Below are 24,691 nucleotides of genomic sequence, written 5' to 3' on the forward strand. Positions count from 1 at the left end.
TGGATTACGATACCATGTAGTTTCTGAAATGCGCAAGCCGATGGGTAGGTTTCAACCAGGTCCAACCAGCCCCTCATCCACAACACGGAGCCCATTATGGATGACGTCATCATCATCGGCGGCAGCTTTGCCGGTCTCGCCGGTGCCCTGCAACTCGGCCGTGCTCGCCGCAAGGTCACCGTTCTCGATACCGGCTTGCCACGCAACCGCTTCGCCGGCCACTCGCATGGCCTGCTCGGCCACGATCACAAGCCACCGCTGGAGATCCTGGCCGAGGCGCGGCGGCAGCTGGCGCGCTATCCCACGATCAGGCTGGTCAATGCCCGGGCCGACAGCCTCTCCGGGGCCATCGACGATTTCTCCGTCCTCACTGGCGATGGCGGAAGCCTCGGCGCGCGCCGGCTGATCCTGAGCTATGGCGTCGCCGACCAGATGCCTGATGTTCCGGGCTTTGCCGAAGGTTGGGGCACGTCCATCGTGCCCTGCCCCTATTGCGACGGCTTTGAAGTCGCCGGCCAGCATTGGGGCCTCGTCTGGTCCGGCCCACAGTCGATGAATCAGGTCAGGCTGTTCCACGATTGGACCGACAGGTTGACGGTCTTCGCTGATGGTCACGACATTCCGCCCGATATCCGGGCCGGTCTGGCGCGCCGCAACATACCTGTCGTCGACGGCCGGATCAGCGAGATCGCCCATCACGGGGGGCATAACGCCACCGTCAAGCTCGATACCGGCCCCAAGGTCGCGGTCGACATCCTGTTCGCGCATCCGCGCAACAAGCCGTCCGCAAGCCTGCACGAATCACTGGGCCTCGCCACGGTCGATACGCCCCTCGGCGTAATCCTCAAGGTCGACGAGCGCCGCGAAACCAGCATGCCCGGCATCTACGCCGCGGGCGACCTCGCCAACCCCCTCACGCCGCCATCGGTCACCCTGGCAATATCGCACGGCGCGACGGCTGGGATCTCCGCCCAGCAGTCGATGCTGGTTTGAGAGCGCAGATTCCCTTCTCCGGTTGCCGCAGGCTATCATATTCTGAAGGCGAGGTTACGGAACGCCGGCCCGCTCTCCCCTGAGGGGCATCTTTGGCCGGTTGGCTTTGAGAACTCAACTGGGCTGCCTGCATGACGGCGATCGCCGACATCGGTTATCAAGCTCAATCACGCTGGAAAGCATGAACCACGTCGACGTCGACATCGCCGGCGGGCTTACGGTATGGCGACCGGTGGCGGAAGATTTGCCACCGCTGTCGGCACCTCGATGCTGCGACGCTACTTTGAAGAACGGTCGCGCCCAGCAGCGCTTCTGGCGGAAGTCTCAGGCGGCCACGACGCGGGCCAGCAGTGACGCGGCCTCGGTACCAGCCAAGCCAAGGTCACGGACGCTGCTCATGTGATTGGCCCCACCAAGGGTGGTGCGCGAAACAGTCAGTCCCTGTGTGTCAAGGTGGTCCGTGAAGAGTGCGGCCTGGCTGTGGAACGGCGGCGTTTCATCGGCGCCGACCGAGATATCTACGCCCACGGATGGATCGAAACTGTGGTCGATCGGCGAGAATCGGCCGGCCTCCTCGTCGGTGATCGCGATCTCCGCGGCAAGGAACGACATCTGCAATGGCTTCAGGTCGTAAAGGCCGCCAAGCAGCAGCGCAGCTTTGATGCCGGAAGGCCGCTCGTCACCGTCGAAAAGCATTGTTGCCAGATGCGCACCGGCGGAATGACCGCTAACGGTCAGCAGGCCGGGATTGCCGCCATGGTGTGCGACATTGTCAAATACCCATCGCTTGGCGCGGCGCACCTGGTCGACGATCCTGGCCATCCTGACGGTCGGCATCAGCGCGTAGTCGACAATGACCGCGATCGCACCTGCGTTCGTAACGGTCTCGGCGACGTAGGAATAGTCGCGCTTGGAGAACATGCGCCAATAGCCCCCGTGGATGAACATGTGCACCGGCAGGCGGTCCCGTTTGCCCTCGGGAAAGAACAGATCCATGGTTTCGGTGGCGTCAGCCCCGTAGGCGACATCGGCGACCACGGGAACGTTCGCCCTGGTCTCCTCGCTTCTGCGAACGATCTCGGCGACGATGTCATCGAACTCGACCACATGATCGCGAATGCGAAACGGATCTTTGGCGTGATGTCCGCTCACAGGGTCACGGCGATGTACTTGGCCTCCATGAACTCGGCAACGCCGTGCTTCTGACCGCCTTCGCGGCCCAGCCCGCTCTGCTTGACACCGCCGAAAGGCGCCGCCGGATCCGACATCAGGCCGCGGTTGAGCGCGATCATGCCGGACTCGATCTTCGATGCCACGCGCATCCCCCGGCCCAGGTCGCGCGTATAGATGTAGGCAGCGAGACCGTATTCGGTGTCATTGGCTTTGGAGATGACATCCGCCTCGCTTTCGAAGCGACTGATCGGCGCCACGGGACCGAAGATCTCCTCGTGAGCCATGGCAACGTCGGCCGGCACGTCCTTGAGCACCGTTGGCGGATAGAAAAAGCCTCTGCCTTCAGATACGCCGCCACCACACAGGATTTTGGCGCCGCGGGCAACGGCGTCCTGCACAAGCCGGTCGATCTTGTGCACAGCCTTCCTGGTGATCATCGGCCCGCATTCTGTGTCTGAGTCTGTGCCCGGGCCCACGGTGAGTGCCGCCATGCGTTTGCTCAAGCCTTCCGCGAAAGCATCATGGATGCCGGCCTGGACGTAAAGCCGGTTGGCGGCCGTGCAGGCTTCGCCGGCGTTGCGCATCTTGGCAACCATCGCGCCGTCGAGGGCGGCTTCCAGGTCGGCGTCGTCGAAGACGATGAAGGGTGCGTTGCCGCCAAGCTCCATGGAGCAGGAGATGACGTGTTTCGCGGCTTCGGCCAGCAGCACGCGGCCGACGCCGGTCGAGCCGGTGAAGGACAGCTTTCGCACGCGTGGATCGGCGAGCATGGCCGCCGTCACCGGCCCGGGGGTCGAGGTCGTCAGGACGTTGACGACGCCGGGCGGCACGCCGGCTTCCTCGTAGAGCGCCGCAAGCGCATAGGCCGTCAGCGGTGTCTCGCTGGCGGGCTTCAGGATCACCGTACAGCCGGCCGCCAGCGCCGGAGCGATTTTACGTGTCGCCATGGCGGCTGGGAAATTCCATGGCGTGATGAGCACGCAAATGCCGATGGGCTGGTAGTCGACAATGATCCGGTTCGCGCCCGAGGGTGCAAGGCCGAACTCGCCGCTGATGCGGACCGCCTCCTCGGCGTTCCAGCGGAAAAACTCCGCGGCATAGGCGACTTCACCCCGCGCATCGCGCAGCGCCTTGCCGTTCTCCAGCGAGATCAGCGCAGCCAACGTCTCCATCCGTTCGGTCATCAGTTCGAAGCAGCGCCGCAGGATTTCCGATCGCCTGCGTGGCGGGGTCTCGCGCCAGCCGGCCGCCGCCTTCGCGGCAGCGTCGACGGCGGCGGCGGCATCAGTGAGCGTTGCATCGGGAACCGCAGCGATCACGGCTTCAGTCGAGGGATCGACCACTTCGATCACGCGGCCCTCCGATGAGGGCCGCCAGCGTCCGCCAATGTAGAGACTGCGCGAGACCGTGGCGTAGTCGAACATATCTTGATCCTCGTCGGATATGCCTGCGGCAATGTTCATTGGATGAACTCCTGGTCGATCACATCATGGTGGCGGACATGTCGCCGTCATAGGCAGCCCTGACCAGCCGTCGCATCGCGGCGCGGTCGAACGGACGCGGATTGTTCTTGATCAATCGGTCGATGCCGAGCGCCTGCTCGGCCGTCCAGTCGATCTTGTCTTCGGGAAGACCCAGTTCGGCCAATGTCGGCGTGATGCCGATGGCGCCAAACAGCCGGCTCACCTCCCGGATGGTGGCGTGCGCCAAGGCATCGGCGCCGCCGCCCTGAAGGGAAAGGCCAAGAGCAGTGCCGACTTCCGCAATCTCCGCGGCTGCTGCGGCCAGGTTGTAGGCCATCACATAGGGCAGCATGGTGGCGACCCCCAGACCATGCGGGGTGTGGGTAAGCGCACCGACGGGATACTGCACCGCATGGGCGGCGGCCGTTCCCGCCGTGCCGAAAGCGCAACCGGCGGCCAGCGCTCCCATCATCACGTCGGCGCGCGCATCCTCGTCCGATCCGTCGCGATATGCCTTTTCCAGACTGCGGCCGAGCAGCCTGATGGCCAAAAGCGCGAAATGATCGGTCAGAGCGCTCTTGCCGATGAACACGTGCTGTTGCGGCAAATGAGGGTCGGCGCCGCGTTTGGCCGCTGTGAAGGCCTCGATTGCGTGCGTCAGCGCGTCGGCGCCGGCGATCGCCGTCAAGGATGGTGGACAGGTCACCGTCAGATCCGGATCGCAAAGCGCCACTGCTGCGATGAGATGCGGACTGGCGATACCCACTTTCAGCGTCCGATCCGGGTCGGAGATCACGGCGACGGGGGTCACCTCGGAGCCTGTTCCAGCCGTCGTCGGCACTGCGATCACCGGAAGGGTAGGGCCGGGTACCTTGAACTCGCCATAGTAGTCCTCGAGCTTGCCGCCGTGGCTGAGCAGAAGTGCAGCGCATTTGGCCATATCGAGGCAGCTGCCGCCGCCGATGCCGATCACCATGTCCGGCTTGAAATCTTTCGCTTGCGCAATGCAGGCGGCGACGCTGTCGCGCGGCACATCCGGCAGCGTTCGGTCGAAGACCAACGTCTCGATCGCCGCGTTGTGCAAGCCAGCGCGAATCTCGGCGAACTGCGACGTCGCCGCGAAGCGCTCATCGGTACAGACGAACGCGCGGCGCCCATATTTGGCGGCGATGGCAGGCAGGACATGGCGCTGGCCTTTGCCGAACAGAATCTCGCTCGGCAGGCGCGCCGCTGCAAACAAGCTCATGCACAAGATCCTGCGAAGACGGGTTGGAAGCCGACAGGCTTGGCTTCGTGCCAGAGGCCGACCTCGGCGCTGCAGGTCATGATCATGCGATGCCCTCTAATAAAATCGTATAGGATATAGGATTGAGTTTCGCGGAGCATCGTGTTAGTGGGTGGTTCTGTCAAGAGGCAAACGATGCAGAACACGGACCTGACGGTTGACAATGAAGCCCGTGCCAGGGGTCGTATCCAGCGCGCCAACAGTCTGGCCGGCGACGTTTACGAAGCAATCTTCGCGCAGCTCATGTCCTTGAGGATTGCTCCGGGATCGCGCATCACCGTCGACAATCTCGTCAAGGAATTCAACGTCTCACATACCCCCATTCGTGAAGCGCTTGGCAGGCTGGAGGGGGAAGGGCTGGTTCTGAAAACCCACCTGATCGGCTATCGCGCCGCCCCACAAATCACCCGCCGGCGCTTCGACGAGCTTTACGAGCTGCGTCTATTGCTTGAACCTGCCGCCGCGGCCAAAGCCACCGCAACAATGGACGGCGAGCGCCTTGCCGCGCTGCAGGAGGCGGCCGGCGTCATGGCCCGACGGGTGGGGAAAGACGAACGCCTGCGCTATTCGAACTTCGCCCGTCAGGATGCGATCTTCCACGACAAGATCGTCGAGTTCGCCCAAAACGAACTCATTCGCGAGACACTGAATCACCAGCATACCCACTTCCATATCTTCCGGCTGATGTATCACTCCAGGGTGACCGAAGAGGCGCTCGACGAGCACGAGGCTATTCTCGCTGCCTTTGCCGCGGGCGATCCGGACGCCGCCGAAAAAGCCATGCGTGCGCACATCGAAAATTCGCGGGACAGGCTCCTGCCTGCGTTCGAGTAGCCTGGCGATGCTGCTTGCCCGAGGCACCCTCAAGCGCGGCGCGCCGCTGTTCGCCCAGCCTGCCGCCTACGAATTCTACTCCCCGTTCTGAGCCGATTTCGATACCGGGAAGGAGGCGCGCAGTGCACCTCGCCCCTGAAACAAGCCGAGAGGAAAAGACATGCCAGCCAAAAAAATCCTGATGCTGACCGGTGATTTCACCGAGGAGTATGAAATCTTCGTCTATCAGCAGGCGATGGAAGCGGTGGGACACACCGTTCATGTCGTGTGCCCCGACAAAAGCGCCGGAGACATCATCAAGACGTCGCTGCACGATTTCGAGGGCGATCAGACCTACACCGAAAAGCCCGGCCACAATGCGCTGATCAACAAGACCTTCGCCGACGCCGAGAGGCAGCTGAGCCAGTACGACGCTGTCTATTGCGCCGGCGGTCGTGGCCCCGAATACATCCGCACCGACAAGCGGATACAAGCGATGGTGCGCCATTTCCACGAGGCGAAAAAGCCGATCTTCACGATCTGCCATGGCGTCCAGATTCTGATCGCGGTGGACGGCGTCGTGCGCGGCAAGAAGGTGGCGGCGCTCGCCGCTTGCGAGCCGGAGGTGACGCTTGCCGGCGGCACTTATATCGATTTGTCTCCCACCGACGCCTATGTCGATGGGACCATGGTTTCAGCCAAAGGCTGGACCGCGCTTGCGGCGTTCATCCGTGAATGCCTGAAGGTGCTGGGAACCGAAATCCACCATTCTTGAACCGTTTGTCCCGGCGCATCCCTGAGGGGATGCGCCGGCTCCCTCAACGGCGCGGCGACTTCCGTCATTTCATCAAGTTCAGATCAGGAACCTGCGGCAGGTGTGCTCCAGAACCTTGTGCCATCATCACCTCGGACGCCTTTAAGGCGCTGCCGCATCGCGTGCGTGCACCAGCGCGCCATCCTCGTTGAGCTTTCCCAGCTTGACGGGTGCGAACCCGAGTTGATGGACTCAATGGGAGGTTGACATGAAGTCGGCGCCCGGGAGCTGTCAGGGCTTCACGAACCGAAACGCGAAGCGATCGGTCTCGCCCTTGATCGCGGGATCGAACACCTTGATCGAGTGCGGGTCATCCTTGTTCGCGAGCACGGTGCTTTCCGCGTCCAGTACGAAGCCGGCCGCCTCCACCTCCTCGCGGACGAATGCAGGGTCGATCCGATGCAGCGACCGGGTGTCGCTCGTGCCCGACCCAGTGGCGGCGGCGTGGTCGACGATAACGTAGGACCCACCGGGTTTCAGCCGCTTGTAGACAGCTCGATTGAAGTCGGCCGCCGTCGCACCCTTCTTCTGGATCAAGGCGGTGTGAAGATCGTGGTAGAACAGGTGCAACCACATGACATCGGCTGGCTGCGTAATCTCCGGCATCGCGACGAGATCCGCCGAGGTGGCTTCGACGTTCTCTCGGCTCGGCTCCTTCGCGAGCGTTCGCATGAGGCCAACCGGATCGTTCTTGAAGTGGGCGACTTCGGCCGGCACGAAGCTGTAGACCCGCCCCTCTGATCCGACGATGTCGGAGAAGAGGCGCGTCCAGTCTCCGTCGCCAGGGTAAACGTCGATCACGGTGGAGCCCACCTCGATTCGTGCGAACCGGATTAAATCGGATACCTTGGATTGGTCGTACATCGAAATCTCCTTAGGAGTGGATATTCTTCTCGGTGCTCATAGTGATTTCTCCATTTTGCTCGGATCGGATCGGGCTTGATCCGATCCGAGCTCCGATCGCGTGCGTCGTCTCTTTGCGGGTGGGGACGTCGTGCTCGTCAGTCGAACTTGACTAGGTCCTCAAAGATCAGATGACCCCAGCTGTTTCCGCGCGCCTGGACCAGCAGGCCACCTTCCGACACCCCGTCAAGCTTGATCGGCGCGAAACCGAGATTTTCCGCAAGCTCCCCAATCTGTGTTGCGGCAGCGTCATCGTCGCTTGCCAAGAACACGACCCTCCGGCCACCATGTACGGCCGGATCCTGATCAAGCACCGGGGCGACCAAATGGTTGAAGCCCTTAACCAGTTTTGCGCCAGAGAAGGCCTGCGCGATGAACTTGGAAGAAGGTTGTCCTCCCAGTTCCTCCGGGGGCACGCCATAGGCATTGGTCACATCGATGATCGTCTTCCCCTGCCAGGTGGGGAGCGCCTTCGCGACATTCGGGTGTGCCTCGAAGCGGACAGCCAAAAAGATGATGTCCGCCTTGATGGCTTCCGCCAGTTTTTTGGGGATGATCGTGGGTCCGATCGCGGCCGCATCGGCGGCAAAGCTTTCCGGGTCGCGTGTGGTTGCAACGGAAACTTCGATGCCGTTTCGGGCAAACGCCTTGGCAAGGGCCTGTCCGATATTGCCGAATCCTACGATTGCATAGTTCATAGTACTTCTCCGATCTGGTGCTAATGCCGGGGTCAGACTTGCGCCATGCCTCCGTCGACGGCGAGATCCACGCCGGTGACGAAAGAACTTTCATCGGAGGCGAGGAACGTGACGGCAGCCGCGATTTCCTCTGGTTTGCCCCTGCGACCCATTGGGATCTGTGACACAAACTGGGCGGCCGCTTGCTCGGCTTGCTCAGGGGTAAGGCCAGTCGTTGTCTCCAAGGCCGGCGTTGCGATTGGTCCCGGACTCATTGCATTGACGCGGATTTTGCGGTCTTTGAATTCCAGTGTCCAAGCGCGCGCGAAGTTGCGTACAGCCGCCTTGCTCGCGGCGTAGGTACTAAACCCTGGAAGCCCCAACACGTTCGACACTGAAGAATTCAGGATGATCGAACCGCCGTCTTTGAACAGGGGAAGGGCCTTCTGCACCGTAAAGAACAGACCCTTCACGTTCACATCGAAGGTCTGATCAAAATGTGCCTCGGTAGCGACCGCGAGCGGTGCGATCGTCCCCGCGCCGGCGTTGGCGAAGAGAATGTCGATATGACCATGTTTCTCCTTCACGACGGCATAGAGGCGATCCAGATCTTCCAGGAGCGACACGTCACCCACGACTGTCGTAACATTTTTCATGATGAAGGCTGCGGCCTCCTTCAGCTCCTTCTCTCTTCGCCCGGTAATCACGACGTGCGCTCCTTCTTCTACGAAGCGCTTGGCTGTGGCCAATCCGATCCCGCTGCTTCCGCCCGTGATGACTGCGATCTTGCCTTCGAGTTTTTTCATAATTCTTTGTCTTTCGTTGCGCACGGGCCAGGTACGGACCGCGCTGGGGGTCAGAGTTGAGCCAGGCCGCCGTCGACGGCGACCTCGCTGGCGGTCATGAAGCTGCTGTCCGGCGACGCGAGGAAGGCGGCCGCGGCGCCGATCTCCGCCGGATCGGCCATGCGCTGGAGCGGGGTCATCGCGCCGTAGGCCTTCTGGCCTTCCTCGCCTAACGCCTCCTTCGCGAGTTCGGTCGCCGTCGCTCCGGGCGACAGCACGTTTACGCGGATGCCGGCGCCCTTCAGGTCTTCCGCCCAGGTCCGCGCCAGGTTGCGCACTGCCGCCTTGCTCGCGCTATAGGCAGTGAACCCCGGAGCGCCCGTGGTGCCGGCGCTCGACCCGGTCAGGATGATCGAACCGCCCTGGCTCATCAGCGGCAGCGCCTTCTGGACCGTAAAGATCGTACCCTTCACATTGGTGTCGAAGGTTTCGTCAATGTGCCTGGCGGTGATCTGGCCGAGCGGAAGCGGGCTTCCCGCCCCGGCATTGGCGAAGACGATATCGAGGCTTCCGCGCTCGGCCTTCACCGCAGCGTAGAGTCGGTCGAGGTCGGCCTCATCCGAGACCGAGCCCTTAACGGCGCGGGCACCAGGCCCAAGGTCGGCCACGGCTGCGTCGAGCGCTTCCTGCCGGCGGCCAAAGATGAAGACGAAGGCGCCCTCCTCGATAAAGCGCTTGGCTGCGGCGCGGCCGATGCCCGTAGCGCCGCCGGTTATCACAGCGGTCTTTCCATTCAGTCTGTTCATGCCATGCATCCTTCGTTTCGCCGTCTCGTGTCTTTGGCTGCACGGGAAAGCCCCGCGAGAGCCTCAAGATGGGTTCGCCGAAGTCGGGCGGTGAGTGCACAATCGCGCACATCGCTGGTGCGAAAACGATCCAGCTAGATGATTGAAGGCCACGATGACCGCACGAACTACGGCTGATCGTGTTAGTATGGGCTTTGCAAGCCGCACTGCGCTGCGCGGGAATGCACCATGATCGACTGGGATGACGTTCGCTACTTTCTTGCCGCCGCGCGCGGAGGCTCGGTACGTGCCGCCGCCGCGCGCCTCGGTGTGAACCACTCGACCGTGCTGCGACGCATCGCTCAGCTCGAGGAACGCCTCGGGGCGCAGGTGTTCGAAAAGCTGCCTTCCGGCTACCGCCTGACGGCTGCGGGCGAAGAGGTCCTCGATCTCGCGACCCAGATGGAAGCGTCGTCGCACCAGCTGGAGACTCGCGTCTTCGGTCGTGACCAGAGCGCGCGCGGACTTTTGCGGGTGACGCTTCCACCGTTCCTCGCCACACACCTGCTCATGCCGGATCTCGCCGACTTCGCGCGTCTGCATCGCGACATCGAGATGGAAATCTTGTCGTCCGGTGAGCTGGCAAATCTGACCAACCGAGAGGCCGACGTCGCGATCCGCATTGTCGCCGACCGCAAGACCCTGCCGCTCAATCTTCACGGCCTGAAGGGACCGGAGCTGTTCAGCGGCGTCTACATGTCTCGCGATCGACTAGCCGCGTGGCGTGCGGGCACGCCTGATCCCATCCGGTGGATAGGCATAGACAATCATGGAATTCCGGACTGGGCGCGCGAGGGAGAAGTTCAAGTCACGGGAGTACCGTTCAGGACACCTGACGCCGAGACGCAGATCATCGCGGCGCACCAAGGGATTGGGATAACGAAACTGCCGTGCTTCGTTGGAGATGCCGACCCCCTGCTGGTGAGGGTGCCGGGGATCGACGTGCCCATGCATGGGACACTGTGGCTTCTCACGCAAGGCGAGACACGCAAGACGAAGCGGGTGCGGCTCTTCACGGAGTTCGTATCCCGCAGGCTCGCCGCGTACGCTCCGCTTCTCTCGGGGCTGTCCATATCGCGCGACTGACGCCCGGCAGGTCCGCCGCCAACGCTTCCCGCAATCCGGGTGGAAGCCGAGCTGCGATCGCCTGAAGCGGCGTGTTCAATCCGCGAATCCAGTGGGAGTAGGGAAACGGCGGGAGTAGCGCAGAGGTACCAGCCTAAGTTCGACCTCTTCCCACACCATGATCAGACAACGATGCCACCGTCTTCAGCGCGCCATCGAGCATGTCGCCTTTCTCGTCTTTCAGCGCAGCTTCGCGCAACCGCCTGATCCAGTCGGCAGCGTCATCGCGGCCCTTGACCAGATCGAGCGCCGACAGCACGCGATCGAATTTGGACTGGGCGCGGAGGTGGGTGTCGCTGTAGCCCTTGATCAGCCGGCGGCAGTTCAAGATTTCGACGGCGAGCGCGTAGTCCTGAGGCGCGTGGCTGAGCGCCAGCGCATACCAGCGCTCCAGATGCGCCGTCTCGACCTTGTGGCGCAACAGGCGCCGCCGCCAGCGGCGCAAGCCGCCAATCAACCAGAGGACCGCAAAGCCGGCAAAGCTGTCGGTTCGGATGCGCCGGCCGCGATTAATGCGCCGGTCGAGAAAGCCGGCAAGTTTCGGCCGGTTCTCGATGTAGCTGCCAAACCCCGCCGGCAAGGTGCCGCAGAACTCCTCGATGCGCGGATGGAAATATTCGGTCACTTGCAGGATCGAGCCGTCCTTGACGCCCACCTCCTTGCGCACCCGCCGGTCACGCGTCGAACGTGTCTTGAGATCGGCGACGCGGATCATGTCGTCGTAGCACAGCGCGTTGGCCAGATGCTTGGCGGCAGCGATGGACAATGCATGGGCATGTTCAGCGCTATCCAGCGCGACCGCCTGGTCGAGCCGGTCGAGATACTCGCCGCCATAGGAGATGTCCTGGTAGTCGACAACCTTTCTCAGGCCCCGGAGCGCCATGTCGCGCACCGCCGCGGGCATCAGGTCGATGCGGGCGGCCAGCGCCTGCCAACCCTGCAGCAGGTTCTGCGGACCGCTCACGCGCCCTGCACCCGGAGCGGGGTCGACCGTGGCCGGTTCTGCCGGCTGTGGCGCGGGGGCCGTCGTACCGCGCGCGCGGTCGTAGGCGACGGCGAAGGCAGCGAGGCTGGCTTTCGCGCCCCGGCCGCCGGCGCCGATCGCTTGCTCATAGCTTTCACGCGTGAACGGCAATGCGTCGGAGCCGGCCAGCGCGCCAAGCAGACTGGCCGAGATCATTGAGCCATTGTCGGCGGCGATCTTTTCCATGTCGAAGGCGATGAAGCGTTTCGATGCAGCTTCCGCCGTCGCGCGTACCTTGGAAGACGAGGCCCGGCCGTCACCCGGCTCGATCTTTTCCGACACCGCGGCGATACGGTGCGAGGAGGTGATCAGCGTGGTGCGATCGGGCGTGACGAAGCCCCTGATGATGGCGCGGCCGGCTTCCATCAGCTCGGCGGCGATCAATATGTCGACATCGCCTTGCGAAGGCGAAAGGGCAAAGACCGGCAGCCGGCCGGTGTCGCGGGCCATCTCGACGTAATAGATCGTAGCGCCGGTGCGCTGGGCGACGCCGGCGACCGAGGTCGATTGCGCGACATAGGAATTGCGCTCGGCGACATCGGTGATCCAGTCGGCGAGCACGCCGCCGCCCTGGCCGCCGACCGCGAGCAAAGCGAGTTTGATCACCGGCTCGGTATCGGCGGCATCGGATTTCGGGCGCAAGGGCGAAGCCTGGTCAAGCATCGGCGAACGTCAACCTGCGGCTTTCACGGCGCCGCTGCAGCAGGCCGATCACGGCGCGGCGCGTGCCTTCCAGAAAACGATCCCAGCGGCGGGGATTGTGCACGACATCGGCGCGGTAGAAGGAAGGGCACAGCACCGCTGCATCCGCCACTTCACCGCAATTACCGCAGCCGACGCAGCTCTGGTCGATCGATGCCACCGGATCGTCGCGCAACGGATCGTCGAGCGACTTTACCGACAGCGACGGGCAGCCGGACAGCCGCATACAGGCATGGTCGCCGGTGCAGATATCCTCATCGACGCCGAACTTCGGCTTGACGACGCGAGTCCCACCCTTGATCGCCTTGTCGACCAGCGGCTTTTCGCGGCGCTGGCGATTGAGCATGCATTCAGACGAGGCAACGATGACCTTGGGACCCTTTTCGTCCGTCGTCAGCGCCTCACGTAACGTGTCCTGCATCTTGGTGATGTCATAGGTGCGGTCGACATGGCGCAGCCATTTGACGCCCATGCCCTTCACCGCCTCGGTGATCGGATGTTTTGTCGACTTGGTCTTGTTGCCCGCGCGCGACGACAATATGTCCTGCCCGCCTGTCGCGGCGGAGTAAAAGTTGTCGACGATGACGATGACGCCGTCGTTCTTGTTGAACACCGCGTTGCCGATCGAGGAGGTCAGGCCGTTGTGCCAGAAGCCGCCATCGCCGACGAAGGAGATCGACCTCCGTTTGGCGTCGGGCGAATTGAAGGCCGAAGCCGAGGCCGGCCCGAGCCCGTAGCCCATGGTGGTGGCGCCAAGCTCGAAAGGCGGCATGATCGAGAACAGATGACAGCCGATGTCGGAGGCGATGTGGTGCTTGCCGAGTTCCTGCTCGACCAGCTTTGTCGCGGCAAAGATCGGCCGCTCCGGGCAACCGATGCAGAAGCCCGGCGGACGGCCCGGCACGACATTGATCAGGTCGGCGGTGTCGACGCCGTCGCCGACCTTGTTGGGCGCGCGCACCTCGCCCGGCAAGAGATGCGAGGCCTCGGCGCGCAGGAATGCGCCGATGCCGTCGAGCATGACCTGGCCGGTGTACTCGCCGGCCATCGGCAGATATTCCTTGCCGACCAGCCTGGTGCCGCGCCCAGCCTTGTGCAGCATGGCGGCAAAGGCTTGCTCGATGTAGTTGGGCTGGCCTTCCTCGACGACGAGCAACGCCTGCTTGCCTTCGCAGAAGGTGAGGAACTCGTCGTCGATCAGGGGATAGACGGCGTTGAGCACGTAGAGCGGCACATCCGTCTCGCCATAGGTGTCGGCGAGGCCGAGACGCTGTAGCGCGCGGATGACCGAATTGTACATGCCGCCCTGCATGACGATGCCGACCGAGCCGTCCGAACCGAAGAACTCGTTGATCTTGTTCCTCGCGATGAAATCGACCGCCGCCGGCCAGCGTTTTTGCACCTTCTCCTTCTCGTGCAGGAAGGAGGCGGGTGGCAGCACGATGCGGCCGGTGTCGCGGCGCGGCGCGTCGAGCGCATCGGCCACCGTCATCGGCGGGCGCTTGTTGTCCTTGGCGATGAAATGGCCATGCACATGGCAGCAGCGGATGCGCACCTGCAGCATCACCGGCGTATTGGACGCTTCGGACAGCTCGAAACCATCCTCCACCGCCTTGACGATCGACGGCAGGTTCGGGCGCGGGTCGAGCAGCCAGACCTGGCTTTTCATGGCAAAGGCATGGCTGCGCTCCTGCATGATCGAGGAACCCTCGCCATAATCCTCGCCGACGATGATCAGCGCGCCGCCGGTGACGCCGCCGGAGGCAAGGTTGGCGAGTGCATCGGACGCGACATTGGTGCCGACCGTCGACTTGAAGGTCGCCGCGCCACGGATGGGGTAATGCACCGAGGCAGCGAGCATGGCGGTGGCGGTGGCTTCCGAGGCGCTCGCCTCGAAATGCACGCCGAGTTCGCCCAGAATGTCCTGCGCGTCGGCCAGCACATCCATCAGATGGCTGATCGGCGCGCCCTGGTAGCCGCCGACATAGCCGACGCCGCATTGCAGCAGCGCCTTGGTGATGGCGAGAATGCCCTCGCCGGCAAACTCCTCGCCGGCGCCGAGCCGGAGCTTTTCGACTTCCTTGGCAAAAGACCGTTCGGCCATTTTTCCAACCTTCCGTTGCCGCCGAAACTTGGCAGCGCGTACGTCTAGATTTCGTGCTTGCGAATGTTCTTGAGCATCTTCAAGAGCGTCGTGATCAGTGCTGCATATTCGGCATCGTCAATATCGTCGAACATTGCCTCGAAGGCGTCATGCATAGCCGGCCAGGCGCGGGTGAACTCGGCGCGGCCCTCATCGGTGAGGAAGACATGGCGGATGCGGCTGTCGGTGACGCCTTGCTCGCGTCGCACAAAGCCTTGTCCCTCCAGCGTGTCGAGCGTGCGGCTCAAGGTCGACTGCTCTATGACGGTATAGACCGAGAGGTCGTTGACGGTGACGCCGTCGGTGACCGACAGCACGGCCAGCGTGCGGACCTGCGGAATAGTCAGGCCCTGCTTGCGGAAATCGTCGCGCAAGGTGGCGTTGTAGCGCCCCATGATGCGGTTCATCAGATAGGGCGCGAATTGCTGCAGACCGATCTGGCCGAGGGTCGAGATGCGCTGGCGCTTTTCCAGAACCTTCTGCTCCATCACAGCCTCCCCGCCAGGAGAAAGCCGGAACCGCCACCGAGGCCCGCGCCTGGATGGGTCGAGGCGCCGATATGGTAGAGGTTCTTGATGCCGGTCTGATGGTTGCGGCTGGTCTTGAACGGCCGCCACAGGAACGACTGGTCGATAGTCGACGAGCCGCCATAGGGGTCGCCGCCAACCAGGTTGATGTTCATCGCTTCGAGATCGGCCGGCGAATAGGCGCGGCGCGCAATGACGCTATCCTTGAAGCCATCGATATGGCTGGCCAGGATGGCTTCGGCACGATCCGCATAGGCTTCGCGCAACGCCTCGGTCCATTGTCCGTCGGCGGGCGCCTGCAGCGTGCTGGCAGCATCGCCCTTGATGTGACGTGGCGCTTCGGGCAATTGCAGCCACAGTATTGCTTTGCCAGGCGGGCAGCGCGATGGGTCGAGCGCATGCGGCTGGCCGACACAGATGGTCGGCACGTCCGGCAGCATGCCGCGCGCCGCTTCGTTGCAGGCTTTCGAGACGCCGTCGAGCCCCGGCGTCAGGTGCAGCAGCGCGACTTTGTCGAGGCCTTCGCCGCGCCATGCCGGCGGCTTGTTCAGCGCATAGTGGATCTGGAAATTGCCTTTGCCGTAGCGGTATTTCTGTGTCGCCTCGACATCGGCTTCGGGAGCTTCGCTGCCGACCAGCCGGCCGTAAAGCTGCGTCGGCGTGACCGAACAGATGACGCTCTTGTTGGCAGTGATCGTTTCGCCCGACGCCAGCCGCACGCCGGTCGCGCGGCCACCGCTCTGGACGATCGAGGCGACATCGGCGCCGGTGCGAATGTCGCCGCCGCGTTCCCGTATCAGGGCTTCGAAGGCAGTGAGCAGGGTCTTCGCCCCACCCTTGACGATCGGCGCCCCGGCCGCTTCCAGCGCGAAGGCAATGACCTTGGCGATCTGCCCTGAGAAGGCGTCTTCCGGTCCAAGCCCGGCGTGCAGCACCCAGGGCGCCCACAGCGCGCGGATTGTCTCGGACCGATAGGTGCTTTCCAGCCAGCTGCGCGCCGGCACCAGTGCTTCGCCGAGAAAGGCGGCAAGGCCGCGTGGGCTGCGCCGCCAGGCATCGCCGGCCAGCAGTTTCGCCGTCGGATAGGACCACAGGCTGCCGCCGAGCAGGCCGAACAATAGGCCGGCATTGCGCTCGATGCCGCTGACATCGTCCGCGTGCCGGTCGCCATCGTCGGCGGCAATCGCATTGATTGCCGCGACATTGGCGGCGCGGTTGGTGGTGAGCACTGCATGGCTGCCGTCCGGCCGCAGCACGCCGGTTGGCGTGCCGGTGTGGCAGAACTCCAACCCATGCCGCGCGAGGTCGCCGCCCAATGCCGCAAAGGCCGGCGAGGTGATGAACAGCACGAAGGTGGTTGCCATCACGTCATGGATGAAGCCGGGTGCGGTGATCTCCTCGGTACGCATGCAACCGCCGATGCGGTCGTTGCGTTCGAGGATGAGCACCTTCGCGCCCTTGCCGCCGAGCATCGCCGCGCAGACCAGCGCGTTGATGCCGCTGCCAACGATGATGTGATCCGGCTGGCTCACCGTGGCGTGCTCTCACCTAACCGTTGGATACAAGCGCCAGCGCGCGGATCGGGCTGCCGGTGCCATGTTCGATCTTGAGCGGTGCGGCGATCAGGATGGCGCCCTTCGGAGGCAGCTGGTCGAGGTTGCAGAGGCTGGCGAGGCCATAGCGGTTGGCCTTGTGCATCAGCGTGTGCGCGGGAAATGGCGGCTCCATGCCGCCGGCCTTGCCGGCATCGGTACCGATGGTCTCGGAGCCCCAGCCCTTGATATCCTTGCTGATCAGGAACTGGATGGCTTCGGCCGTCGGACCTGGCGTATGTGGGCCGGTTTCGTTGGCGTTGAGGAATTCGGCTTCCGAGCCATTGCGTTTGTACCAGTCGGTGCGCATGACCACCCACTCCCCGGCGTTGATGGCGCCATGCTTGGCTTCCCACGCCTTGATGTGGTCGACGGTGAGCAGGAAATCGTGATCGGCGGCGGCTTCCTTCGAGCAGTCGATGACATTGACCGGGCCGACGAAGTTCTGCGCCGGAATGGTGTCGGTGGCGCCATCCGGATAATCCTTGCCGCTGATCCAATGCTGCGGCGCATCGAAATGCGTGCCCGAATGCTCCCCAAGCTTCAGCCAGTTCCATGCCCACCACGGGCCGTTCTTGTCATAACGGGAGATGTTATGGATCTCGACCTTTGGCGTGTCGACGGCAAGCTCCGGCGGCAGCTTGATAAGAGGCGTGTCGGGTCCGAGTTGCGCTGAGAGGTCGACCACCTTGATGGCGCCTGAAAGCAGCTGGCCGGCGACTTCGCCGAGGAGTTTTTGGGTGTCCATGGTCTGAAGTTCCCTCTTTCGTGATGATGATCAAGGCTCGTCTCGGCCCTTAATATCCTACTAGACGAAAACATATGCATCTGCAATTATCTTTAAGCATAAAGGAAAATGGGAACGGGGCGTGAGCGAGTTCGACGCCATCTTTGTCGGGGCGGGCCACAACAGTCTGGCATGCGCTGCGCATCTGGCACTCAAAGGCTGGAAAACAGGGATCTTCGAGCGCAGTGCAGCAATCGGCGGCGCCGTCCAGACTCGTGAATTCACCCTTCCAGGCTTCCGCCACGATTTCGGCGCGATGAATCTGAGCCTGTTTGCCGGCTCCGCCTTCCACCGGAAATATGCAAATGAATTGAAAGCGCAGGGTTTGGCGTTCGCGCCGGTCGCCGACTGTTTCGCCAGCGCCTTTCCGGACGGACGCTGGTTTGGCGTCAGCAATGACCTGGAAAAGACTGCCACGCGGATGGCCGCTTTCTCTGCCGCCGATGCCGCGACATGGCGCAAGCTCGTTGCCGCCTTCCCAGGCGAGGCCGAGCATCTGTTCCGGCTGCTGGGCTCGCCGATGAGTGCGCGGGCGCTTGCCGGCACCGCCTGGAACCTGTGGCGCAAGAAGGGCATGTCAGGCGCGCTCGATACCGGTCGGCTTTTGCTGTCATCGCCGCGCGCCTGGCTGGAGGAAAATTTCGAGTCCGCGCATGTGCGGGCAACGCTCGCCACCTGGGGCATGCATCTCGACTTCGCACCCGACATCGCCGGCGGCGCCGTGTTCCCCTACCTGGAATCGATGGCCAACCAGAGCTTTGGCATGGTGCTGGGCAAGGGCGGCGCCGACACCATCATCCGGGCGCTGTCGGGCATGGTGACATCCGCTGGCGGCAAGATCGTCACCGGGGCGGAAGTGGCCGAGATCACCGTTGCCGGGGGCAAGGCATCTGGGGTGCGGCTGGCTTCGGGTGAGACGCATACGGCGACCAAGGCAGTGATTGCCGGTGTGGCGCCACAGGCGCTGACCGGCAAGTTGCTGCCCAACGGTTCCGGCGACGCCGGCTTCGATGTGGCGATGCAGAAATTTCGGCACGCGCCGGGCACGATGATGATCCATCTGGCGCTCGACGACCTGCCGGACTGGCGCGCCGGGGCCGAGCTGCGGCAGTTCGCCTATGTGCATCTGTCGCCCTCGCTCGACGCGATGTCGCGCACCTATCAGCAGGCGATGGCGGGCATGCTGCCGGACGAACCGGTGCTGGTCGTCGGCCAGCCGACAGCGGTCGATCCGTCACGCGCGCCGCAGGGCAAGCATGTGCTGTGGGTGCAGGTGCGCATGCTGCCCGCCGAAATCCTGGGCGATGCGGCCGGCAAGATCGCGCCCGCGCATTGGGATCAGGTCAAGGACGTCTATGCCGAACGCGTGCTCGACACCATCGAGATCTACGCACACGGACTGCACGCGAAAATCCTCGGCCGTGCAGTGTTCTCGCCAATCGACCTCGAGCGTGAGAACCCCAATCTCGTCGGTGGCGACCAGGTCTGCGGCAGCCATCATCTGGCGCAGAACTTCTTGTTTCGCCCGGCGCGCGGCTATGCCGGCTGGAACACGCCGGTCGCCAATCTGCACCTCACGGGCGCCGCGACATGGCCGGGCGCCGGCAGCGGCGCGGCCTCGGGCTACATGCTCGCGCAACAGCTTGGCGGGAGGTAGCTCGGAAGATTTCAGGAGGGCGACGAGAGGCAAGGCGCTGCTGCCCACGAAGCCTGAAGCTATGAACTGGTAGTGCCGCGCAAAGACAACAAACAACAAGGGGAACGACCATGACAATCAACAGACGCGAATTGCTGGGATACAGTGCCGCGGCACTTGGTGCGGCCGCAATCGGCCTGCCGCAGATCGCCAAGGCAGCGGGCGAACTGACCATCGCCTATAACGTCAACCTGCCGTCCTGGGATCCGACCACCGGACCCTCGGCCGTCAACCCGACGATCCAGGGCCTCTACCAGTCGGTGTTCGACCAGTTCATTCCGCAAAAGCCGGACCTGTCCTTTGCGCCTGGCCTGCTCACCGAATGGGGCTGGAACGAGGATCGCACCAAGGTGACGATGACGGTGCGCGAAGGCGTGACCTGGCATGACGGCTCGCCCTTCACGCCCGAGGACGTGGTCTGGTCACTGCAGCGGGCGGGCGACGAAAAGACCGGCAATCCGATCCAGTTCGTCTGGAAGAACGTCAACAATTTCAAGATCGACGGCAACAAGATCACCGGCGACGTCGTGCAGTTCGATCCGGTCTACTTCAAATGGATGTCGTTCCTGACCGGCTACATCCTGCCGAAGGCCTATTACGAGAAGGTCGGCGCCGAAGGGTTCGAGAAGGCGCCGATCGGCACCGGCCCGTACATGGTGGAAAAATTCGAGCGAAATGCTTTCCTCCGACTGAAGGCCAACACGCACTATTGGGGCGACAAGCCGGCCTTCGAGAATGTGACGATCAAGTTCGTCACCGACGCGGCGAGCCGCGTTGCCGAAATCGAATCCGGTTCCTCGCAGGTGACGCTGGAGGTCCCCTATGAAGAGTATGACCGGCTGATCGCCAACGACGGGCTTGCCGGCTCGTGCAAGCCCGTTTCCGACATCGGCATGATCTTCTTCAACGACATCGAAGCGATGCTGGACAAGAACGTCCGCCAGGCCGCCGTCATGGCTGTGGACAAGGACCTTCTGGTCAAGCGGCTGCTGCGCGGCTATGGCCAACCGATCGCTACGCTGGAGACCCCGGAGTACACGGCCTTCGACGCCTCGATCAAGGTCGAGCACAATCCGGAAAAGGCCAAGGAGCTGCTCGCGGCTTCCGGCTATTCGCCGGAAAAACCGGTCAAGTTCACCATCCAGACGACCAAGGGCTTCAAGCCCAAGGATTATGAGATGATCCAGGCGATCGTCGGCATGTGGCGTAAGGTCGGCATCGAGGCGACGATCGAGGTCTACGAGATCGCCAAGCACTATGAACTGCGCGCCGCCGACAAGCTGGCGCCGGCCGCCTTCTACAATTGGGGCAATGCCATCGGCGATCCGACGACGTCGACCGGTTTTGCCATGTATGGGCCGAGCCCGCACTCGGTGTGGGACAGCCAGGACCTGATCGGCATGATCAATCCGCTCTGGGGCGAGAAGGACGAGGCCAAGCGCATCGCCGGCTGGAAGGCTGTCGACAACTATATCGCCGAGCAGGCCTATGTGCTGCCGCTGATTCAGTATGCGCAACCGATCGTGCATGCCAAGGGCGTCAACGTGGTGCAACATGTGTCCGGCGCGCTGCTGCCGGCGCTGATGACCCCGGCCTGATATCGGCTTGTGGGCGCCACCCTTCGCTGAGCGGCCCCCTCATCCGGCCCTTCGGGCCACCTTCTCCCCGCTGGGGAGAAGAGACCAGCTCAGCTGTCCGTGACCTCTTCTCCCCTCGGGGAGAAGGTGGCCGCGAAGCGGACGAATGAGGGGGCTCTTCGTTAGAAACGCACTGGGCCAACACCAGAATGCTCCTGCAACGATTCCTGATCCGTCTGCTGACGATGCTGATTACGCTGTTTGGCGTGGCTGTCGTCGTCTTTGTCGTGATCCGCGTCGCGCCCGGCGACCCGATCGCCATGATGCTGCCCCCCGGTGCGACGGATGCCGACATCGACCGGCTGCGTGCACTCTACGGGCTCGACAAGACCATCGTGCAGCAATTCTTCATCTGGCTGTCCGGTGTTGTCAGGGGCGATTTCGGCACCTCGATTTCGCTCAGGCAAGATGTGCTCAGCCTTGTCTTCAATCGTTTGCCGGCAACGCTGGAACTCGCCATCGTAGCGCTCGTCATGGCGGTTGGGCTCGGCGGCACGACGGCGATCCTCGGAGCCCGCGAGCGCGGCACGGCGGTCGAAGCCGGCATCGATATCGCCAGCGGCGCCGCCCTTTCCATTCCCGATTTCCTGTGGGGCCTCGTGCTGATCCTTTTGTTTGGCGTGCTGGTGCCGATCTTCGATATCTCCGGCCGCGTGTCGCCGCAGCTCGATCTGCCCTTCGTCACCCAGTTCTATTTCTTCGAGAGCTTGCTTCGGCTGCACTTCGACCTGACCTGGGATCTGCTGAAACACATGCTGATGCCGGCAGTAGCCTTGGCATTGCCGCTGGCGGCAATCATCGCGCAGTTGCTGAAACAGTCGCTGAAGGAAGTGCTTGACCTCGACTATGTCGTGCTGGCCCGGGTGAAGGGGTTTTCGGAAACGCAGGTTATCCTGCGCGAGGCGCTGAAGAACGCTGCCTTGCCGACACTGACTCTCGTGGGCGTCCAGTTCACCTTCCTTGTCGGCGGCACGGTCATCGTCGAGCGGCTGTTTTCCTACGAAGGGCTCGGTAACATGGCGATCGATGCCGTCATCAACCGCGACCTGCCGCTGATCCAAGGCATCGTGCTGGTGTTCGCGCTGCTGTTCGTGCTGATCAATCTTGGCGTCGACATGATGTACGCGCTGCTCAATCCGAGGCTGCGCCATGGATGAGGCACGCATCGCCCGGCGCGGACTAGGCCCGAGGCTGTGGCTGGCCGGCGGCTGGCTGCTGCTGGCGCTGCTGGCCGCGATCTTCGCGCCGCTGGTCGCACCGCAGGACCCGCTGGCGCAAGACCTGATGCTGGAACGGCTGCCGCCATTCTGGATGAGTGGTGCGGAATCCGGCTATTGGCTGGGCACCGACAGCCTCGGCCGCGACCTCTTGTCGCGGCTTATCTTCGGCGGCCAAATCGCCTTCATCGTCGCCTTCGCTGCGGCGATTGCCGCCTGCCTTGTCGGCTCGACGCTCGGATTGGTCGCCGGCTATTTCGGCGGCTGGGCCGACCGCATCATTTCACGCATCGTCGATGTCTGGATGGCATTTCCTCCGGTGCTGTTCGCCATCCTGCTGGTCGCGGTGCTCGGCACTGGTCTCAGCTCCGTCATCCTCGCCATCGCCATCATCGACTGGACGCGCTTTTGCCGGGTGATCCGCGCCGAAGCGATGGGCCAGTCGCGCATGGACTATGTCGAGAACGCCCGCATCGCCGGCTATGGCCGCATCGGCATCATGCTGCGCGAGGTGCTGCCCAATGTCGTGCCGTCGATCGTGGCACTGCTGTCGCTGGAGATGGGCATCGCCGTCATCGTCGAGGCCATCCTGTCCTTCGTCAATCTGTCGATCTCGACCGACGATCCGACCTGGGGCGGCATCATCGCCGAGGGCCGGCTGTCGATCCATCAGGCCTGGTGGGTGCTGGTGTTTCCGCTTGTCACGCTGATCCTCACCGTGCTGTCGTTCAGCCAGTTCGGTGAGGCGCTGAAGACACGCTTCGATCCGGTGCTGCGATGAGCGCTTGCCTGGATATTGCCAATCTGAGCGCCGTGCTGCCGAACGGCCAGCGAGTGCTGCGCTCGGTGTCGCTTTCCGTGCAGCGGGGTGAGGTGCGTGCTCTTGTCGGCGAGAGCGGCGCCGGCAAGACGATGATCGGCAAGGCGGTGCTCGGTGTGCTGCCGTCAAGCGTGCGCATCGTCGAAGGCGCCATGCAGCTCGAAGGCGAAGACCTCGGCAGGCTGCAGCCCAAGGCAAGGCGCACGCTGATCGGCGCCCGCACGGCGCTGATCCCGCAAGATCCGTTGACTGCGCTCAACCCGTCGCGCCGCATCGGTCCGCAGATGACTGACCGGCTGGTGCGCATTCTCGGCTGGAACGGTGACAAGGCGGACAAGCGTATCCGGCAATTGTTGGATGAGGTGCAGATCCGCGATCCCGACCGGGTGCTGAAATGCTATCCGCACGAGCTGTCCGGCGGCATGCGCCAGCGCGTGCTGATCGCCGCCGCCTTCGCCGCCGAGCCACGGCTGATCGTGGCCGACGAGCCGACAACCGCGCTCGACGTTACCGTGCAAAAGCAGATCCTGCGACTGATCGCCGAGCTGCAGCGCGAGCATGGCACCGCGATCCTGTTCGTCACCCACGATCTCGGCGTCGTTGCAAAGATCAGCCAGCAAGTGTCTGTGCTCTACGCCGGCAAGGTGGTGGAAGAGGCTGACACAGCCGCTCTCTTCGCCGCGCCTGAGCATCCCTATACGCGGGCATTGATGGCCGCTACGCCGCGCTACACGGATCCCTTTGCCTCGCTGAGGCCGGTGGATGAGACGGTGCTGGCAGGACTCGCTGCGGAGATCGCCGCCTCCGACCAGGCGTGGAGAGGGCCGCATGGTTGAGCCGCTGTTTTCCGTGCGCGGGCTGAAGGTGGCGCTGCCTGACATGACCCGCAAGCCGCTGATCGGGCGCGCGCCGCTGGCCGAGATTTTGAGAGGCCTGGACTTCGATTTGCCGAGAGGTTCGGTGACCGGCATCGTCGGTGAATCCGGGTCCGGAAAATCGACGCTCGGCCGCACGCTTGTCAGACTTCTGGAGCCGAGCGTCGGCAGCATCCATTTCGAGGGCCGCGATATCGCCCATCTGCCGGATGCGGAGCTGCGACCTCTGCGCCGCGACCTGCAGATGATCTTCCAGGACCCGATGTCGTCGCTCAACCCGCGTCGCACCATCGCCGGCATCATTGCCGCGCCGCTCAAGCAGAATGGGCTTGGCGACAGGCTTAGGGAACGCGTCGCCGAGGCATTGCATCGCGTCGGCCTGCCGCAAAGCTTCGCTAGTCGCTATCGTCATGAACTGTCGGGCGGGCAGCGCCAGCGCGTCGGAATTGCGCGCGCGTTGGCGCTTTCGCCGAAATTCGTGCTGGCCGACGAGATCGTCTCCGGCCTCGACGTATCGACGCAGGCGCAGATCCTCACCCTTTTGGAGAGACTGGCCGCGGAGATGGGGCTGACGGTCGCCTTCATCAGCCACGACCTGTCGGTCATCCGGCGGCTGTGCCGACAAGTGATCGTCATGCGCGAGGGCAGGATCGTCGAGGCGAGCGCCACCGATGCGCTGTTCGACAATCCCAGGGAGACCTACACGCGCGACCTGCTTGCCGCCATCCCACTGCCTGAGATCGACGCGGACTGGTTGCGGCCAGCAACGAAAGCGCCGGCATAGGACTGTTCACC

22 protein-coding genes are annotated in these 24,691 nt (G+C 63.4%); 10 read left to right on the forward strand and 12 right to left on the reverse strand.

Annotated elements, in window-relative coordinates:
* Positions 1-96 precede the first annotated feature (96 nt).
* On the forward strand, positions 97-993 hold the full coding sequence (locus X756_RS157490; protein ID WP_023729137.1) for an NAD(P)/FAD-dependent oxidoreductase: 897 nt from the start codon (positions 97-99) through the stop codon (positions 991-993).
* A gap of 324 nt (positions 994-1,317) precedes the next feature.
* On the opposite strand, the gene X756_RS157485 is transcribed toward X756_RS157490, so the two are convergent.
* From X756_RS157485 to X756_RS157475, 3 genes are all read right to left on the reverse strand, one after another.
* Entirely contained in the window at positions 1,318-2,031 is a 714-nt protein-coding gene (locus X756_RS157485; protein WP_245264459.1) for an alpha/beta hydrolase, read from the reverse strand.
* A 110-nt stretch (positions 2,032-2,141) separates the two neighbouring features.
* A complete protein-coding gene (locus X756_RS157480; protein ID WP_245264467.1) occupies positions 2,142-3,590 on the reverse strand; it encodes an NAD-dependent succinate-semialdehyde dehydrogenase in 1,449 nt (482 codons plus the stop codon).
* A 58-nt stretch (positions 3,591-3,648) separates the two neighbouring features.
* The gene (locus X756_RS157475) at positions 3,649-4,875 is read right to left on the reverse strand and encodes an iron-containing alcohol dehydrogenase (RefSeq protein WP_023729140.1); all 1,227 of its coding nucleotides are present in this window, start codon (positions 4,873-4,875) and stop codon (positions 3,649-3,651) included.
* Between the two features lie 174 nt (positions 4,876-5,049).
* Between X756_RS157475 and X756_RS157470 the strand changes: the two genes are divergently transcribed.
* A complete protein-coding gene (locus X756_RS157470) occupies positions 5,050-5,748 on the forward strand; it encodes a GntR family transcriptional regulator (RefSeq protein WP_023729141.1) in 699 nt (232 codons plus the stop codon).
* A 160-nt stretch (positions 5,749-5,908) separates the two neighbouring features.
* Positions 5,909-6,502 (forward strand): DJ-1/PfpI family protein, encoded by a 594-nt coding sequence (locus X756_RS157465; protein WP_023729142.1) that lies wholly within the window; start codon positions 5,909-5,911, stop codon positions 6,500-6,502.
* A gap of 270 nt (positions 6,503-6,772) precedes the next feature.
* On the opposite strand, the gene X756_RS157460 is transcribed toward X756_RS157465, so the two are convergent.
* The 4 genes from X756_RS157460 to X756_RS157445 all read right to left on the reverse strand — a co-directional run bounded on the left by X756_RS157460 (position 6,773) and on the right by X756_RS157445 (position 9,712).
* Positions 6,773-7,405, reverse strand: coding sequence for a class I SAM-dependent methyltransferase (locus X756_RS157460; protein WP_023729143.1), 633 nt, complete (start codon positions 7,403-7,405; stop codon positions 6,773-6,775).
* A 137-nt stretch (positions 7,406-7,542) separates the two neighbouring features.
* Entirely contained in the window at positions 7,543-8,142 is a 600-nt protein-coding gene (locus tag X756_RS157455; protein ID WP_023729144.1) for an NADPH-dependent F420 reductase, read from the reverse strand.
* Between the two features lie 32 nt (positions 8,143-8,174).
* The gene (locus tag X756_RS157450) at positions 8,175-8,927 is read right to left on the reverse strand and encodes a glucose 1-dehydrogenase (RefSeq protein WP_023729145.1); all 753 of its coding nucleotides are present in this window, start codon (positions 8,925-8,927) and stop codon (positions 8,175-8,177) included.
* 50 nt (positions 8,928-8,977) lie between these two features.
* Entirely contained in the window at positions 8,978-9,712 is a 735-nt protein-coding gene (locus X756_RS157445; protein ID WP_023729146.1) for an SDR family oxidoreductase, read from the reverse strand.
* 228 nt (positions 9,713-9,940) lie between these two features.
* On the opposite strand from X756_RS157445, the gene X756_RS157440 reads away from it, so the two are divergent.
* Positions 9,941-10,837, forward strand: coding sequence for a LysR family transcriptional regulator (locus X756_RS157440; protein WP_023729147.1), 897 nt, complete (start codon positions 9,941-9,943; stop codon positions 10,835-10,837).
* 133 nt (positions 10,838-10,970) lie between these two features.
* On the opposite strand, the gene X756_RS157435 is transcribed toward X756_RS157440, so the two are convergent.
* From X756_RS157435 to X756_RS157415, 5 genes are read right to left on the reverse strand one after another with little or no spacing between them, the layout of a single operon-like run.
* A complete protein-coding gene (locus X756_RS157435) occupies positions 10,971-12,563 on the reverse strand; it encodes an indolepyruvate oxidoreductase subunit beta family protein (RefSeq protein WP_023729148.1) in 1,593 nt (530 codons plus the stop codon).
* The gene (locus tag X756_RS157430) at positions 12,556-14,706 is read right to left on the reverse strand and encodes an indolepyruvate ferredoxin oxidoreductase subunit alpha (protein ID WP_023729149.1); all 2,151 of its coding nucleotides are present in this window, start codon (positions 14,704-14,706) and stop codon (positions 12,556-12,558) included. Before X756_RS157430 ends, X756_RS157435 begins: the two co-directional genes overlap by 8 nt.
* 44 nt (positions 14,707-14,750) lie before the next feature.
* Positions 14,751-15,233, reverse strand: coding sequence for a MarR family transcriptional regulator (locus tag X756_RS157425; protein WP_023729150.1), 483 nt, complete (start codon positions 15,231-15,233; stop codon positions 14,751-14,753).
* Positions 15,233-16,804, reverse strand: a complete 1,572-nt coding sequence (locus X756_RS157420; RefSeq protein WP_023729151.1) for an NAD(P)/FAD-dependent oxidoreductase — start codon at positions 16,802-16,804, stop codon at positions 15,233-15,235. Before X756_RS157420 ends, X756_RS157425 begins: the two co-directional genes overlap by 1 nt.
* Positions 16,805-16,820: 16 nt before the next feature.
* Positions 16,821-17,612 carry a cyclase family protein gene (locus X756_RS157415; RefSeq protein ID WP_023729152.1) on the reverse strand — a complete coding sequence of 264 codons (792 nt, stop codon included), beginning with the start codon at positions 17,610-17,612 and terminating at the stop codon, positions 16,821-16,823.
* A 121-nt stretch (positions 17,613-17,733) separates the two neighbouring features.
* On the opposite strand from X756_RS157415, the gene X756_RS157410 reads away from it, so the two are divergent.
* The 6 genes from X756_RS157410 (at position 17,734) to X756_RS157385 (ending at position 24,680) form a co-directional block, all read left to right on the forward strand.
* Positions 17,734-19,308, forward strand: coding sequence for an NAD(P)/FAD-dependent oxidoreductase (locus tag X756_RS157410; RefSeq protein WP_023729153.1), 1,575 nt, complete (start codon positions 17,734-17,736; stop codon positions 19,306-19,308).
* A gap of 110 nt (positions 19,309-19,418) precedes the next feature.
* A complete protein-coding gene (locus tag X756_RS157405; protein ID WP_023729154.1) occupies positions 19,419-20,945 on the forward strand; it encodes an ABC transporter substrate-binding protein in 1,527 nt (508 codons plus the stop codon).
* Positions 20,946-21,133: 188 nt separating this feature from the next.
* Positions 21,134-22,141: an ABC transporter permease gene (locus X756_RS157400; protein WP_023729155.1), complete on the forward strand. Its 1,008-nt coding sequence runs from the start codon at positions 21,134-21,136 to the stop codon at positions 22,139-22,141.
* Positions 22,134-22,982, forward strand: a complete 849-nt coding sequence (locus X756_RS157395; protein WP_023729156.1) for an ABC transporter permease — start codon at positions 22,134-22,136, stop codon at positions 22,980-22,982. The genes X756_RS157400 and X756_RS157395 overlap by 8 nt, the downstream gene beginning before the upstream one ends.
* Complete coding sequence (locus tag X756_RS157390) at positions 22,979-23,857, forward strand: ABC transporter ATP-binding protein (RefSeq protein ID WP_023729157.1); 879 nt, start codon at positions 22,979-22,981, stop codon at positions 23,855-23,857. Before X756_RS157395 ends, X756_RS157390 begins: the two co-directional genes overlap by 4 nt.
* A complete protein-coding gene (locus X756_RS157385) occupies positions 23,850-24,680 on the forward strand; it encodes an ATP-binding cassette domain-containing protein (RefSeq protein ID WP_023729158.1) in 831 nt (276 codons plus the stop codon). The genes X756_RS157390 and X756_RS157385 overlap by 8 nt, the downstream gene beginning before the upstream one ends.
* Positions 24,681-24,691 lie beyond the last annotated feature (11 nt).

The organism is Mesorhizobium sp. LNJC405B00, assembly GCF_000502615.1.
Lineage (GTDB): Bacteria > Pseudomonadota > Alphaproteobacteria > Rhizobiales > Rhizobiaceae > Mesorhizobium.